Annotated in this window: 13 protein-coding genes; 8 read left to right on the top strand and 5 right to left on the bottom strand. The window is 72.3% G+C overall.

What is annotated here, in order from left to right; genetic code table 11:
* Positions 1-56 precede the first annotated feature (56 nt).
* Together MRBLMI1_RS14865 and MRBLMI1_RS14870 are read left to right on the top strand one after the other, a co-directional pair.
* On the top strand, positions 57-914 hold the full coding sequence (locus MRBLMI1_RS14865; RefSeq protein WP_367734145.1) for a PhzF family phenazine biosynthesis protein: 858 nt from the start codon (positions 57-59) through the stop codon (positions 912-914).
* 211 nt (positions 915-1,125) lie between these two features.
* Positions 1,126-1,626: a nucleoside deaminase gene (locus tag MRBLMI1_RS14870; RefSeq protein WP_367734147.1), complete on the top strand. Its 501-nt coding sequence runs from the start codon at positions 1,126-1,128 to the stop codon at positions 1,624-1,626.
* An 86-nt stretch (positions 1,627-1,712) separates the two neighbouring features.
* Here the strand turns inward: MRBLMI1_RS14870 and MRBLMI1_RS14875 are convergent, their stop codons facing one another.
* The 5 genes from MRBLMI1_RS14875 to MRBLMI1_RS14895 all read right to left on the bottom strand — a co-directional run bounded on the left by MRBLMI1_RS14875 (position 1,713) and on the right by MRBLMI1_RS14895 (position 7,857).
* Positions 1,713-2,483: a GntR family transcriptional regulator gene (locus tag MRBLMI1_RS14875; RefSeq protein WP_367734149.1), complete on the bottom strand. Its 771-nt coding sequence runs from the start codon at positions 2,481-2,483 to the stop codon at positions 1,713-1,715.
* A gap of 72 nt (positions 2,484-2,555) precedes the next feature.
* The gene (locus MRBLMI1_RS14880) at positions 2,556-5,576 is read right to left on the bottom strand and encodes a molybdopterin-dependent oxidoreductase (protein ID WP_367734151.1); all 3,021 of its coding nucleotides are present in this window, start codon (positions 5,574-5,576) and stop codon (positions 2,556-2,558) included.
* Positions 5,573-6,397, bottom strand: a complete 825-nt coding sequence (locus MRBLMI1_RS14885; RefSeq protein ID WP_367734153.1) for an FAD binding domain-containing protein — start codon at positions 6,395-6,397, stop codon at positions 5,573-5,575. The genes MRBLMI1_RS14880 and MRBLMI1_RS14885 overlap by 4 nt, the downstream gene beginning before the upstream one ends.
* A 1-nt stretch (position 6,398) precedes the next feature.
* A complete protein-coding gene (locus MRBLMI1_RS14890; RefSeq protein ID WP_367734155.1) occupies positions 6,399-6,536 on the bottom strand; it encodes a hypothetical protein in 138 nt (45 codons plus the stop codon).
* A 250-nt stretch (positions 6,537-6,786) separates the two neighbouring features.
* Positions 6,787-7,857, bottom strand: a complete 1,071-nt coding sequence (locus MRBLMI1_RS14895; RefSeq protein ID WP_367734158.1) for a LacI family DNA-binding transcriptional regulator — start codon at positions 7,855-7,857, stop codon at positions 6,787-6,789.
* 306 nt (positions 7,858-8,163) lie between these two features.
* Between MRBLMI1_RS14895 and MRBLMI1_RS14900 the strand changes: the two genes are divergently transcribed.
* The 6 genes from MRBLMI1_RS14900 (at position 8,164) to MRBLMI1_RS14925 (ending at position 14,552) form a co-directional block, all read left to right on the top strand.
* On the top strand, positions 8,164-9,027 hold the full coding sequence (locus MRBLMI1_RS14900) for an ABC transporter substrate-binding protein (protein WP_367734222.1): 864 nt from the start codon (positions 8,164-8,166) through the stop codon (positions 9,025-9,027).
* A gap of 35 nt (positions 9,028-9,062) precedes the next feature.
* Entirely contained in the window at positions 9,063-9,851 is a 789-nt protein-coding gene (locus tag MRBLMI1_RS14905) for an amino acid ABC transporter permease (protein ID WP_367734160.1), read from the top strand.
* Complete coding sequence (locus tag MRBLMI1_RS14910; RefSeq protein WP_367734162.1) at positions 9,848-10,618, top strand: amino acid ABC transporter ATP-binding protein; 771 nt, start codon at positions 9,848-9,850, stop codon at positions 10,616-10,618. Before MRBLMI1_RS14905 ends, MRBLMI1_RS14910 begins: the two co-directional genes overlap by 4 nt.
* Entirely contained in the window at positions 10,618-11,673 is a 1,056-nt protein-coding gene (locus MRBLMI1_RS14915; protein ID WP_367734164.1) for a Gfo/Idh/MocA family protein, read from the top strand. Before MRBLMI1_RS14910 ends, MRBLMI1_RS14915 begins: the two co-directional genes overlap by 1 nt.
* 26 nt (positions 11,674-11,699) lie before the next feature.
* Complete coding sequence (locus tag MRBLMI1_RS14920) at positions 11,700-12,869, top strand: NAD(P)/FAD-dependent oxidoreductase (RefSeq protein WP_367734165.1); 1,170 nt, start codon at positions 11,700-11,702, stop codon at positions 12,867-12,869.
* Between the two features lie 306 nt (positions 12,870-13,175).
* Positions 13,176-14,552 (top strand): amidohydrolase family protein, encoded by a 1,377-nt coding sequence (locus MRBLMI1_RS14925; protein ID WP_367734167.1) that lies wholly within the window; start codon positions 13,176-13,178, stop codon positions 14,550-14,552.
* Positions 14,553-14,782: the final 230 nt, after the last annotated feature.

A 14,782-nucleotide genomic window follows, 5' to 3' on the forward strand; every position in this document is an offset into this window, starting at 1 on the left:
CCACGCGTCGGCCGGTGGCCCCTCGCCTATCGCTGCGAGAGCGGGAGAATCGACGGATGACCGACGCCCCCGCCCTGCTCGAGCTCCTCGCCTTCGCCGCCGAACCCGGCGGCGGCAACCCGGCCGGCGTCGTCCTCGACGCGCGGACCCTCACCGTGGCCGACATGCAGCGCATCGCGGCCGACCTCGGACATCCCGAGACGGCCTTCGTCGGGGCCCGGGACGGACGGCGCGTCGACGTGCGCTACTTCTCTCCCGACGCCGAGGTCCCGTTCTGCGGGCACGCCACCATCGCGACCGCCGTCGCGCTCGCCGAGGCGGAGGGCCCCGGGGCGTTCCTCTTCGACACCGCGGCCGGAACGGTGGAGGTGATCACCGCCCGCGCCGACGACGGGCACGTGACCGCCGGGTTCACCAGCGTGGAGCCCTACGTCATCGACCTCGAGGACGACGTGGCGGACCGCCTGCTGACGCTCCTCGGACTGACCCGGGACGACCTGGACGACCGGATGCCGCTCGCCCAGTCTTTCGCCGGCAACCTGCACCCCGTGGTCGCGATCGCCTCCCGCGTCGTCTTCGACTCTTTCGCCTTCGACCCGGCCGCCGTTCGCGCCCTGCTCGACGAACGCGGCTGGAAGGGCACGGTCATCGTCGTGCACGTCGACGCCGACATCGCCGACGGCGTCGTCATCGAGGCGCGCAATCTGTTCCCCGTCGCGGACATCACCGAGGACCCCGCCACGGGCTCCGCCGCGGCCTCGCTGGGCGCGTACTTTCGCGACCGCGTCGGCGTCCCGGCGCCGTTCGGCTTCACCGTGCGGCAGGGTCGGCACATCGGCCGGCCGAGCGTGCTGGAGGTCGAGGTCCCGGCATCCGGTGGCATCCATGTGCGGGGGACGGCGACGCCCCTCTGACCCCGCGCCGGCCCGGACCGGCATGTCCCACTTCGTGCAGGTGGGAGGGCTGTTCCCTGCACAAAGTGGGACACGCCCCCTCTCACCCCGTCCGGCACTTGTCGACAAGTGGGGCCCGAACCGTTCGCCCTGCGAAATGACACTGCAACACAGGGCGGACAGGATGGGAGACATCCCCCTCGCCCCACCCGACTTGTTCACAAGGAGCCCCGTGACGACCGACCACACCGACGACCTCGCCCCGGCTGATCTGGCGTTCGTCCGCCAGAGCATCGCGGTCGCAGAACGCTCCCGCGACGAGGGCGCCCACCCGTTCGGCGCCATCGTGGTGACCGCGGCCGGCGAGGTCGTGAGCTCCGCCGGCAACAATTCGCTTCCCCCGGAGGGCGACCCCACGCAGCACGCCGAGATGCGCGCCGTCGCGGCCGCGTTCCGCGCGCTCGGACCGGACAACATGGCGGGGACCACCCTCTTCACCAGTGCCGAGCCGTGCGCCATGTGCGCGGGGGCGGTCTACTGGTGCGGCATCGATCGGGTCGTCTACGCCCTGTCCGAGGAGCGTCTGCTGGTGCTGACCGGAGACCACCCCGAGAACCCGACCTTCTCGCTGCCCTGTCGCGAGGTCTTCGCCCGCGGCCAGCGGACGATCGAGGTCGTCGGGCCTCTGCTCGAGGACGAGGCCGCCCGGGCGCACGAGGGCTTCTGGGTCTGAGGCGGTCGCGCCGCAGACCCAGAAGCCCTGGTCGCTGTCGGAGCGGTCCGAGTCGGACCCCGCGGCAGGCCGGAGCCCCCGGGCCGTCAGCCCCGCGGCGGCCGCGCCGCCCCGCCCCACGGCGGGCGGACCGTGCGCACGACGGCGTAGGACACCAGCGTCGGGTCGTGATACTCCCGGCTGTGCAGCAGCCGCCGGCCGCTGGCACCGATGCCGATGACCTCCAGGGTCATGACGGGGGTGCCCACGGGGCGTTCGAAGAGGTCGGCCAGGGCGGGATCGAGCGCCAAGACCCCCGGTGTGGCGACCTCCCAGATGATCGGCTCGCCCCAGACGCGCGCGGCGACGGTGAAGACCGACTCCGCGGCATCCTCCGGCATCTCCCCCGCGAGCGGCACCACGTCGTCGGCGATCATCGCCACGGTGCCGTCGGCCCGCCAGCGCTTGCGGACGCCCAGGGCGGGGGTGCTCGGGGCGAGCTCCATCACGGCCGCGGAGTCGGCGCCGAGCTCCACCTGGCGGACCGCGAGGGTTTCCACCTCCGCCCGGTACCCCAGCCGGTCCAGCAGCTCGGCGTGGTCGAACTGCTCCTCCAGCCGCACGCTCAGACGCAGCGCGATCGGGTCGACGGTCGTGACCGACCCCTGACGCCGCCGGACGATCCCCTGGGCTTCGAGTGCGGCCATCGCGCGGCGCAGCTGCTGGCGGGTGCAGCCCAGCCGGGCGGTCAGATCGAGCTCGCCCGGGAGCGGTGCGCCGGATGCCGCGGCCTCACGCACATGACGGAGCAGACCGTGCTGCACTCGCAGGCTCTCGCCCTCGGCCCGAGGCGGGGGAAGGGGCGGGAATGCGGTCACAGCGGCCTCTCGGTCGTCGGCGGGGCGGCGCCGCCGGTCACACGGTAGCGGGTGGGGACCCGCCGCCGCCGGTCACACGCTAGCGGGTGAGGATTCGCCGGCCATCGGCCACACGGTAGCGGGTGGGGCCCCGGCGCCGCCGGCCAGCCGCCACACGCGGTCGCGCGAGAAGGGGAGCTCGTATCCCCGCCGCCCGAGCGCGCGGGACACGGCGTTGCCGATCGCCGCGCCGACCGGGTTGTACGGCGACTCGCTCATCGACTTCGCGCCGAACGGGCCGAGGCTGTCGTCGGTCTCGGCGAAGTACACCTCGGTGTCCGGCACGTCCGCGAACTGCGGCACCCGATACGTGCGGAACACCGGGTTCAGCACCACGCCGTCCTCCACGTACACCTCCTCGTACAGCGCGCCGCCGAGGGCCTGCGCGGCGCCGCCCTCGATCTGCCCGCGGCACTGCGCCGGGTTGATCACGACGCCGGCGTCGGCGGTCTGCACCGACTGCAGCACCTTCACCGTCCCGGTCTCCGGATCGACCGCGACCCGCACCGCGTGCACGTTGAACGCCAGCGAGCGGAAGTCGCCGAACTCGGCACCGTCGGCAGTGAGACCCGTGGCATCCACCTGATCCGCCGGGGCGGCCGCGATCACGCGCGCCCACGGGACGACCTCGTCGCCGACGCGGACCCCGGATGCCACGAGCGTGGCCCCCGCGGCATCCGCCCCGACGAGTTCCGCGGCGATGTCGATCATCCGACGGCGCAGCACGGTGCACGCGGCGTGCAGGGCCTTGCCGGCGACGGTGGTCCCGGCCGACGCGAACGCTCCCGTGTCGTGCCGGACGGCGTCGGTGTCGGCGGCCCACAGCTCCAGTCGGTCGGGCGCGGCATCGAGGACGGTCGCCGCGATCTGCCGGTGCACGGTGGAGGTGCCGTTGCCGAACTCCGCTGTGCCCACCCGCAGCAGGAAGGTCCCGTCGGGGCGGAGCGTCGCCGTCGTGTGCGCGATGTGTCCGCGCGGGGCCATCGTCGCGATCATCGCCGCGGCCATGCCCACACCGACCCGCCATCCCGCGGGGGCGTCGACGCCGTTGCCGCGCCGCAGCGCGTCCTGCGCCAGGTCGAGGCACTGGTCGAGCCCGTAGCTGCCCCAGACGAGGTCCTCCTCGTGCGACTCCTCGCCGACATCGGGGTGGAGCGAGTCGCCCTCGCGCACCGCGTTGAGGCGGCGGAGATCGAAGGGGTCGATGCCCAGCTCGACGGCGAGGGCGTCCATTGCCGACTCGACGGCGAAGACGACCTGCCCGAGGCCGTACCCGCGGAACGCGCCCGACGGCGGGTTGTTCGTGTACACGGCCTCGGCGTCGATCCACTTCGTCGGGACGCGGTACAGCGTCGTCGACTCCGCGCACGAGTGGAACAGCACGCCGATGGCGTGGTTGCCGTAGGCGCCGGTGTCGCTGAGCACGTCGAGCTTCATGGCGGTGAGGGTGCCGTCGGCGTCCGCTCCCAGGGTCGCCCGGACGCGCATCGGATGCCGCAGCGACGCGCGGACGAACTGGTCGGTGCGCGCGTACTCGTACGCGACCGGCCGGCCGAGGGCGAGCACCGCCAGGGCGGTGAGGTCCTCGGTGAAGAGCTCCTGCTTGCCCCCGAAGCCGCCGCCGACGCGGGGGGCGTAGACGCGGACGCGGTCGGGCGCGAGGTCGAAGATGTGCGCGAGCTCGTCGCGGACGAGGAACGGCACCTGCGTGGAGGATCGGACGACGAGCCGGCCGTCGTCGTCGAGCCAGCCGACCGCGCCGTGCGTCTCCAGGGCGGCGTGCGTGACGCGCGACGAGCGCCACTCGCCGGTCACCGTCGTGTGGCTGGCCGCGAGGGCCGCGTCGATGTCGCCGCCGTGGCCGAGGTGGAATCCGGCGACGACGTTCCGGCCGGCATCCATCACCCGCTCCTCGGGCGTGCGGTCGGGATGCAGGAGAGGAGCGCCGGGCGTGCGGGCCTGTTCCGGATCGAACACGGCGGGCAGGACCTCGTATGCGACCGTGACGGCGCGGCATCCTGCGTCCGCCGCCTCCGCCGTGTCGGCGACGACCGCCGCGACGCGCTGCCCCACGTGCCGCACGACGTCGTCGAGCATGCGCGTGTCGTCGGGGTCGTCGGTGCGGTGCTCGTGGCGTCCGGTGGAGTAGCGGACGTCCGGGACGTCCTCGTGCGTGAACACCGCGACGACGCCCGGGACGGCGAGGGCGGCGGCCGTGTCGATCGACACGATCCGCGCGTGCGGGTGCGGCGACGTGACGACGCGGAGCACCAGCGGGGGCCCGCCGGGCACGGGCTCGTCGAAGGTGTACGGCTCGCGTCCCTGCACGATCCGGCGGGCGGCCTCGGGAACGACGGAGCTGCCGACCTTTCCTCCCCCGGGGATGCCATGGCCGTGACTTGGCGCAGATGTACGCCCGGCGCCGGGTTCGGCGTGCGTTTGCGCCAAGCCATCGCCGGGGGCCCCGGGGATGCCATGGCCGTGACTTGGCGCAGATGTACGCCCGGCGCCGGGTTCGGCGTGCGTTTGCGCCAAGCCATCGCTGCAGCGCGCAGCCTCGGGAGCTGCGGGGGTCACGCAGGCGGAGCCGCCGGACGCGGCGCCGCCGGTCTCGCGCACCGGCCCGAGCACCGACGCGCGGATCGCCTCGCGGATCGGCCGGTACCCGGTGCAGCGGCAGAGGTTGCCCTTCATCCGGCGATCGAGGTCCGGCAGGTCGTCGGCGGTGAGCGTGGATGCCGTCACGCTCATGCCCGGCGTGCAGAATCCGCACTGGAAGCCGAAGCCCGTCGCAAGAGCCTCCTGCACCGGGTGGAGCTCGTCGCCGGGAGCGAGGCCCGCCGCCGTGGTGATGGACCGCCCGTCCAGCCGCATGGCCGGCACGATGCACGAATGCGTCGGCTCGCCGTCGAGGAGGATCGAGCACGCGCCGCAGTCGCCGGCGTCGCAGCCCTTCTTCACCTCGACGTGGCCGGTCTCGCGCAGGAGCGTCCGCGCGCACTGACCCGGACGGGGATCCGTCTCGACGACGGCCCCGTTGACCTCAAACCTCACGCGGCGGCCTCCTTCGCGAACTGCGTGCGCAGCCGCTCGGCCAGAACGACGCTCACCCCGCGGCGCCAGTCGGCGCTGCCCAGCGGGTCGGTGTAGAAATCGGTGGCCGAGGCCACGGCATCCCGTAGCTCTCCCGGTCCCGGCACACGCGCGAACCGCAGCACGCGCGGCCGGCGCACGGAGGCGGTCACGACGAACACGGCGGCACCGTCCGGGTCGACGCGGGCGGTGACGACGGCGCCGGAACGGCCGAGCTCGGCGAGCGCGATCTTGCGCAGGCCGACCCGCGACCGCAGCGCGTGCGCGGGGACGTCGAGCGCGCGCAGCACCTCCCCGTGTGCGAGCGAGGTCGCCTGGTTGTCGATCACCAGGTCGGCGACGGCGACCCGGCGCTCGCCACCGTCGGGCGTCCACACCACCGCCGTGGCATCCAGGGTGGAGAAGAGGGAGATCATCGCCCCGGCCGCGAAGGCCTGGCAGACGTTGCCGCCGACGGTGGCGGTGTTCCAGATCTTGAAGGAGGCGAGCAGCGCATCGGCGGCGGGCCGGGCGAGGGCGAGAGACGTCCAGTCCGCCGGGGCCTCGCGCTCCACCCACGCGAGCAGACGCGCGATCGTGCAGGTCGCGCCGATGCGGAGGCCGTCGGCGGAGATCTCGATGTCGGGCCAGGCGAGCGTGGTCAGGTCGACGAAGCCGGTGGTCTCGGGCTGCGGCTCGCTCATGAGCCAGGTCCCGCCGGCGATGACGACCTCTCCCGGGCGCAGGGCGAGGTCGGCGCGGGTGCGGGCGGCGCGATACGACGTGACGGTGGTGATGTCCATGTCAGTCCGCCGCCGTCTCGTGGGCACGGCGCGCGACGTCGACGGGCGACCGCCGCATCGGCGTCAGCGGGTCGTCGACGAGCGCGACGGTCTCGACGACGTCGGGACCGAACGGGATGCCGGCCGTGATCATGTCCACCTCCGGGAAGCTGCAGCAGTGCCGAGCGTAGGCAGGCCGCGTTTCGGCGATGTTGCCGCCACGAACATTTCCTGCATCGACGGCGACGCCGGTGGGTGGCGCACCCGGCGCGGGGCTCGCCCAACTCCTGAGTTCTGACGCGGAGCGCCGTGCCGGGCTCGGGGGTTCCCCGTCTTCCCGGGCCGAGGCCCGACCGCGCGAGTTCCCGCCGCCGGTTTCTCCGGAGTTCGGCGCGGCGGCGGCAGCAGCGTCACCGCGGCGGCGCCACCGACCCCCGCTCGATGAGCTTCTGGTCCAGCACGCGCACCACGGGCGGGCCCGCATCGCCCCGCACGCGACGCAGCAGCAGACGAGCGGCCTCCGCGCCGATCTCATGGATGGGCTGCGACATGACGGTGACACCGGGGGTCGACACCCACGTCCAGTCGGCGTCGTCGAAGGCGATCAGCGACAGATCGTTCGGGATGCCGAGCCCCAGCTCTCGCGCGACACGGAAGACCTGCAATGCGATGAGGCTGTCGGATCCGATGACCGCCGTGATCCCGGAGCCGTCGGTCAGCAGCCGCCGCGCGATGGTGTCGACACCGTCGCGGCGCGCGTTGAGATGGACGAACGACGCGGGATCGGCGACACCGGCTTCGGCGAGGGCGCTCACGAACCCGTCGACGCGCTCGGCGACCGACGACATCGTGAGCATCGCCCCGGCGCGGTAGACGTCGTCGTGCTCGAGCGTCGAGATCATCGCGATGCGCCGGTGGCCGGCATCCAGGAGCAATCTCGTCGCGGTGCGGGCTCCACTGCGGTTCGCCGCGATCACGGCATCCACCTCGACGCCCTCGACCACCCGGTCGAACAGCACGACGGGGCGCCCGGCGTCGAGGACGCTGCGGAGATTCGACGGGTCGGTGGACGACGCGGGGGCCAGCAGCAGGCCGTCCACGCGCTTGGCGAGCTGGACGGCGATGGCCTGCGCCTCGACGCCCGGGTCCTCGTCGGAGTTGGAGAGGATGAAGTCCAGCCCGGCGGCGCTCGCGACGTCGGATGCGCCCCGGGTGGCCTGCGCGAAGAACGGGTTCTCGATGTCGCCGACGACGATGCCGAGGGTGTTCGACCGGCCGGTGCTCATCGTGCGGGCCAGAGCGTTGGGGCGGTAGCCGAGACGATCGGCGGCCGTCAGGACTCGGTCGCGCACGCTGTCGCTCACGGCGCCGTAATCGCCGAGAGCACGCGCCGCGGTCGCCTTCGCCACCCCGGCGGCCTCCGCGACGTCGGCGACCGTCACCTCCCGGCGGGAGGTACCCGTGTCGCTGTCGTGAGACATCGCTTCGCTTCCGGTGTCGTGAGTTGACGATCCCCGCCATCTTGGCGTACGTTGCGGGAAACCAATTGAGACCGGTCTCAGCCTACCGGATTGAGACCGGTCTCAGGTCGAGAAGCACCGCCGCTCCATCGCACCACCCGCATCACGACTGCACCTCGGGGCCGCCAGGCGTCGCACCACCCCGCACCGCCTTCCGGAACCGCGCACCACCACAGCACCGCCGCTCCACCCGCGACGCATCCGCGCCTCCCGCCCCGTCGCGTCATCCCGTGCACCACCTCCCCGCATCCGAGAGGACCCACCGTGATCACCCGCAAGAACCTGCGTCGCACCCTCGTCGGCGCCCTGGCCGCCGCTGCCGCCATCGCCCTCACCGCGTGCAGCGGCACCGCCGCTTCGTCGTCCGGCGAGGACAACCCGTACGGCCTCATCACGCCGGGACAGATCCGCGTCGCCAGCCTCGGCGACTCGAAGCCCTACACGTTCACCGACGAGAACGGTGAGTTCACCGGCTTCGACGTCGAGCTGTTCACGGACGTCGCGTCGCGCATCGGCATCGACGACGTCGTCTTCACCGGCCAGGACTTCTCGGGCCTGCTCGCGGCCGTGTCCAACGGTCAGTTCGACGTGGGCGTCGCCGCGATCGGCATCACGGCCGAGCGGGAGCAGACCGTCGACTTCTCCGACGGCTACCTCGCCGGCTACCTGACGGTCATGGCGAGCCCGTCCGCCGGCATCGACGACGTCGACGGCCTCGCCGGCAAGCGCCTCGGCGTCGTGCAGGGCACCCTGCAGGAGGCCTACGCCGTGAAGAACTTCACCGAGACCGAGCTCGTGCGCTTCCCCGACAACAACTCGGCGATCTCGGCGGTGAACAGCGGCTCCATCGACGCGCACTTCCTCGACTACGAGGCCGCCAAGGAGTACGCCGCCCAGTACGGCCTGGTGAACGCGATCGACATCCCCTCGTTCGACGCCCCCGCCGGCTTCGCCATCGCCAAGGACCACGAGGCGTTCAAGGACGCCCTGAACGAGGGTCTGCACGCCGCGATGGAGGACGGCACGTGGAAGGAGCTGTACCAGAAGTGGTTCCCGGGCTCGCCGATGCCGGAGCAGTACCTGCCCTCGTCGGAGCAGACCTCGAGCCCCTCGCCGTCGGCGAGCAACTGATCGGCCGCTTCGCGGCCATCTGAAAGGAGCCCCCGATGGACTGGCTCGACAACCTCGTCAAGACGTTCCTCGATTTCGAGGCGATGGCGCAGGTGCTTCCGCAGCTGCTGGGCACCGGCCTCGTCAACACCCTCGTCATCTCCGTCTGCGCCACGGTGATCGGGATCGTGCTGGGCATGGTCGTGGCCATCCTGGGCATCTCGCCCTCGCGGTGGCTGCGCACCCCGGCGCGCATCTACACCGACGTCTTCCGGGGGCTCCCCGCGATCCTCACGATCCTGCTGATCGGTCAGGGCTTCGCCCGGCTGAGCCAGCAGCTGTTCGGACCGTCACCGTATCCGCTCGGCATCCTGGCCCTGTCGCTCATCGCCTCGGCGTACATCGGCGAGATCTTCCGCGCCGGGATCCAGAGCGTCGACCGCGGTCAGCTCGAGGCGTGCCGCGCCCTGGGGATGAGCTACGGCAAGGCCATGCGCCTGGTCGTGGTGCCCCAGGGTGTGCGGCGGGTGCTGCCCGCGCTCGTGAACCAGTTCATCGCGATCGTCAAGGACTCCTCGCTGGTGTACTTCCTGGGTCTGCTCGTGTCGGAGCGCGAGCTCTTCCGGGTGGGACAGGATGCCGCGGTTCTCACCGGCAACCTGTCGCCGCTCGTCGCGGCGGGCGTGCTGTACCTCGTCATCACGGTTCCGCTGACGCACCTCGTCAACTACTTCGACAACCGCTTCCGCACCGGCCGGCGCAAGCCGACCCCGCCCAAGAGCGGCCTCGATGAGGTCGAGGAGACCACCCCCGGCCCCGCCCTGACCTACGGAGCGAACACATGACGTACACCTCCCCGGTCCCCGTCACCGACGGGCACCTCTACGAAGGCTCGAGCCTCGAGCTCCGCGATCTCACGATGGCGTACGGCGACATCGACGTGCTGCGCGGGGTGAGCCTCGAGGTCAAGCCCGGCACCACCACCTGCATCATCGGCCCCTCGGGCTCGGGCAAGTCCACGCTGCTGCGCGGCGTGAACCGCCTCCACGAGCCCAAGTCGGGCGACGTGCTCCTGGCGGGTAAGAGCGTGCTGACGCAGAAGCCGGATGCCGTGCGCCGGCGCATCGGCCTGGTGTTCCAGCACTTCAACCTCTTCCCCGACCACACCGCGCTCGAGAACGTCGCGCTCGCCGTACGCCACGTGAAGGGGCTCTCGGCGTCCGAGTCGCGGCGGATCGCCGCCGAGCGTCTCGCCGAGGTGGGCCTGGCGGAGCGCAGCGATCACCGTCCGCGCGACCTGTCGGGCGGCCAGCAGCAGCGCGTCGCGATCGCGCGGGCCCTGGCCATGGAGCCCGAGGTCATGCTGTTCGACGAGGCGACGAGCGCCCTCGACCCCGAACTGGTGAAGGGCGTGCTCACCCTCATGGCGGGCCTCGCGCAGCGCGGGATGACGATGCTCGTCGTCACGCACGAGATGGGCTTCGCACGGAAGGTGGCCGACCAGGTCGTCTTCATGGACGAGGGCCGCGTCGTCGAGGCGGGTGCCCCCGCCGACCTGTTCGAACGGCCGCAGAGCCCGCGCCTGCAGCGCTTCCTGTCGGAGGTGCTGTGATGACGGCGCACACCGACAGCGCCCCCCTCCGCACCGCGGTCATCGGGTTCGGCGTGTCGGGGCGGGTGTTCCACGCCCCCTTCCTCGACGCCGACCCCGACTACCGGCTCGACCTCATCGTCACCGCGAACCCCGAGCGTCGCGCGGAGGCCGAGTCCCGGCATCCGTCCGCCCGGGTGATCTCCGACGTCGAGGCCGTGTGGGCCGCAGCCGACGAGCTCGACCTCGTCGTCATCGGCTCGCCCAGCGGCACGCACGCCCGGCTGGCGGAACGGGCATTGGATGCCGGCCTCGATGTCGTCGTCGACAAGCCCTTCGCCGTGACCGCCGAGGAGGGCCGTGCGCTCATCGCGCGTGCCGAAGGTCTCGGCCGCACGATCACCGTGTTCCAGAACCGTCGGTGGGACGGCGATTTCCGGACCCTGCGCGCCCTCGTCGACAGCGGGGAGCTCGGCGAGGTGCGGCGCTTCGAGTCGCGCTTCGAGTGGTGGAATCCCGACCCGTCGTCCTCGTGGAAGACCGAGGCCGACGTGGCCGAGGGCGGCGGCATCCTGTACGACCTGGGGACGCACCTCATCGACCAGGCCGTGCAGCTGTTCGGTCCGGTCGACGACGTCGCCTCGGAGGTGCACCGTCGCCGGCAGGCCACCGCGGCCGACGACGACGTGTTCGTCGCCCTGCGGCACGCCTCGGGCACGACGTCGCACCTGTGGATGAGCGCCGTCGCTCCGCTCAGCGGCCCGCGGTTCCACGTGCTCGGCTCGCTCGCCGGCTGGACCAGCTGGGGCCTCGACCCGCAGGAACCTGCGCTGATCGCGGGCGCCCTCCCCGGCGATCCCGGCTTCGGCGAGGTTCCGGAGGAGCGTTGGGGCACTGTCGGCGCGGGCGACGACACGCGGACTCACCCCACCCTCGCGGGCGACTACGGCGCTTTCTACCGCGCTCTCGCCCCGGCCCTCCGCCGCAAGGGGCCGCTGCCCGTCGACCCGAACGATGCCGTCGCGGTGCTCGAGATCATCGAGCGCGTGCACGCCGCGGCATCCGTCACCGCCTGATCCTCCCCCGAGAGAAAGACATCCTCATGACCACTCCCACGCACGTCGCCGTCATCGGCGGGGGCATCCTCGGCGTCTCGACTGCGGCGCACCTCGTCCGCGCCGGCGCACGCGTCACCCTGCTCACCGAGGGCTCCTGGGCCAGCGGCGCCTCGGGGCGCTCGATCGCCTGGCTCAACTCCTCCGGCGACCGCTCCGCTGCCTACCACTACCTGCGCATCGTGGGCATCGACCGCTACCGCTCATGGGGCGCGCACCACCCGGGCAGCGAGCGGTACCTGCGCTTCGACGGAGCCCTCAAGTGGGCGGGACCCGACGAGAGCTTCCGCGAGACGTTCGACTTCGAGCGCCGCAACGGCTACGACGCGGTCTGGGTCGAGCGCGCCGACATCGCCACGATCGCCCCCGATGTCGACCCCGACTCCGTGGCCGCCGAGGGCGCCATCTTCAACCCCGGCGAGGGATGGGTGAGCATGCCCGACCTCATCGCCGCGCTGGTGGCCGACGCCGTCGCTGCCGGCGCGATCGTTCACGAGAACGTCGGCCGCGCGCGCGTCGATGTGCAGGACGGTGTCGCGACCGGCGTCGTGCTCGCGGACGGCAGCCGTATCGAGGCCGACCACGTCGTGCTCGCCACCGGCCCCGCGGTCCCCGCCGACCTCGCCGCTCTCGGTGTGACGATTCCGGATGCCACCCCCGCGGCCTTCGTGCTCTTCACCGACCCGGTCGACGTGCCCGTGCAGACCGTGCTCAACACCCCGCGCGTCGCCGTGCGGCCCACGCCCGATGGGCGTCTCGTGCTGGATGCCGACTGGGCCGAGCAGTCGGTGCGGGTCGCCGACGACGGCTCGCTCACGGTGCCGGAGGAGTCGGTCGCGGGCCTGCTCGAGGAGGCCTCGCGCGTGCTCGCCGGTCACCCCACGCTGACGGCGTCCCGCGTCGGGGCCGGTCTCAAGCCAATTCCCGGGGACGGCGACCCGGCCGTGGGCGAGGTCCCCGGCATCCGGAACCTGTCCGCCCTCTTCACGCATTCGGGGGCGACGCTGGGGCTGATCCTCGGAGAGCTCGTCGCCGAGGAGATCGTCGCGGGCGCGCCGTCGCCGCTGCTCGACGACTTCCGGTTCGCGCGCTTCGTCGGAGAGACGGTCTCGGAGCCGGTGGCGACGGGGGCGTGGTCACCGGTCGGCGAGGACTGAGTCGGAGCCGAGGGGCGCGGCCGAAGGGTCGCGCCCCTTCAGCATCCCCCCGCCGGCCGCCGCCAGAACAGGCGATGGCACCGGGACAGGGCGATCTGCGCCGCGTCCGCCTGTTCTCGCCGCATCGCCTGTTCTCGCCGCGGGGCGCTGCCCGCCCGCCGCGCCGCAGCGCCAGCTGTCGCCGCGGGGCGGGCGCCACCGCCCGGCAAGACCCCGCAGCCCCCGCAGCCCCGCCCGCGGCTCCCGCAAAACCCCCGCCGCACGCGTGGAACACCGCCGAAACACGCGATTGTTACCGTCATCAACATGTCGCTCCTGGTCCTCAACGCCCGTCTGATCACCGTCCCCGCGGGGACGGACGACCCCGGCTACATCGAGCGCGGGTACATGCTCGTGCGGGACGGCCGCATTGCCGCGATCGGCGCCGGCGACCCCGACCCGGGCGTCACGGCCGACGAGATCCTCGACGTCGACGGCAAGTTCGTCGCTCCCGGATTCGTCTCCTCGCACAGCCACCTCTTCACCAGCGGCTCGCGCGGTCTGGGCGTCGACCAGACGCTCTACGGGTGGTGCACGTCGATGTTCAGCGTCCTGACCAACGGCTCGCCGGACCACATCTACTGGGCGACGCTGCACGGCTCGTTCGACTTCCTCGCCAACGGCGTCACGACCGCCTACAACTTCACCGATCCCCTCCTGCCGTGGGAGCCGATGGTCGAGGGCAAGCGCGCCGACGGCGGCGGCGTCCTGCGCGACCACGCCTGGCACACGCGCCAGAGCGACGGATGCCTCGACGCGGGCCTCCGCTTCGTCGACTCGATCGCCCTGGACGCCACCGTCGGCACGGACGAGGAGATCTTCGCCCGCTTCGAGGCCTCGCTCGACCACGTGCTCGCCATGGATCCCGACATCGCGCTGGGCGCCTCGATCATGGGCCAGGTGCAGTGGTCGACCCGACCGGATGCCGCGGAGATCGAGGTCGCGGTCATGGACCGGTTCGGCGTCACCAACCAGGCGCACTTCCTCGAGACGTACGAGGCCATCGAGCACCAGCAGTCGAAGTTCCAGCTCTACAAGCGCGCGGGCGCGCTCCGCCCGGGCATGATGTTCGGCCACTTCATCCAGACGACGCCGGAGATCATCCAGGATGCCGCCGCCGCCGGCGCCAGCATGTCCTGGCAGCCTGCGTCGAACGGACGTCTCGCGTCGGGTGTCGCACACGTCCCGGAGATGCTGGATGCCGGGATGAAGGTCGGCATGGGCCTCGACGACCAGGCGTGCACCGATGTCGCCGACCCGTGGCAGAACATGCGGACCGGCATGTTCATGCAGCGGGCCCGCACCCACGACCCGCTCTCGATGATGCCGGAGCGCGTGCTGCGCCTCCACACGCTCGGCGGGGCCGAGATCATGGGCGTCGACGACCGCGTCGGCAGCCTCGAGGTGGGCAAGTTCGCCGACTTCGTGGTCGTGGACCCCCGCAAGCCGGACGTCGGGCCGCTGTGGAACCCCGTCCGCAGCTACGTGCTGGCGTGCGGCCTGCGCAACCTGCAGCAGGTCTACGTGGGCGGGAAGCTCGTCAACGAGAACGGCGTCTCGACCAACCCGCTCGCTGAGGAGGCGTCGCGCGTCCTGCACGAGGAACTGCCGGCGCTGGTCGACCAGTACGGCATCATCCTCTGACCCGCGGCCTCGCGGCGGCCGGGTCCGACACGTCGGAGGCGCGGCCGGAATCGGACGTGGGCCGCAGATTCGGACGCCGCAGCCCATCCGGTCCGATTCCGCGGCCCCGCTCCGATTCCGCGGCCGGGTGCCCGGCCGCGCCGGAATCGGATGACGGCCGCAGATTCGGACGCCGCAGCCGATCCGGTCCGATTCCGCGGCCCCGCTCCGATTCCGCGGCCGGGCGCCCG

It is taken from the genome of Microbacterium sp. LMI1-1-1.1 (assembly GCF_040815675.1).
Taxonomy (GTDB): Bacteria; Actinomycetota; Actinomycetes; order Actinomycetales; family Microbacteriaceae; genus Microbacterium.

Coding starts and splice junctions, on each gene's coding strand:
- MRBLMI1_RS14865 (WP_367734145.1), top strand. CDS start 57: ATGACCGACGCCCCCGCCCTGCTCGAGCTCCTCGCCTTCGCCGCCGAA.
- MRBLMI1_RS14885 (WP_367734153.1), bottom strand. CDS start 6,397: ATGGACATCACCACCGTCACGTCGTATCGCGCCGCCCGCACCCGCGCC.
- MRBLMI1_RS14895 (WP_367734158.1), bottom strand. CDS start 7,857: ATGTCTCACGACAGCGACACGGGTACCTCCCGCCGGGAGGTGACGGTC.
- MRBLMI1_RS14905 (WP_367734160.1), top strand. CDS start 9,063: ATGGACTGGCTCGACAACCTCGTCAAGACGTTCCTCGATTTCGAGGCG.
- MRBLMI1_RS14910 (WP_367734162.1), top strand. CDS start 9,848: ATGACGTACACCTCCCCGGTCCCCGTCACCGACGGGCACCTCTACGAA.
- MRBLMI1_RS14915 (WP_367734164.1), top strand. CDS start 10,618: ATGACGGCGCACACCGACAGCGCCCCCCTCCGCACCGCGGTCATCGGG.
- MRBLMI1_RS14920 (WP_367734165.1), top strand. CDS start 11,700: ATGACCACTCCCACGCACGTCGCCGTCATCGGCGGGGGCATCCTCGGC.
- MRBLMI1_RS14925 (WP_367734167.1), top strand. CDS start 13,176: ATGTCGCTCCTGGTCCTCAACGCCCGTCTGATCACCGTCCCCGCGGGG.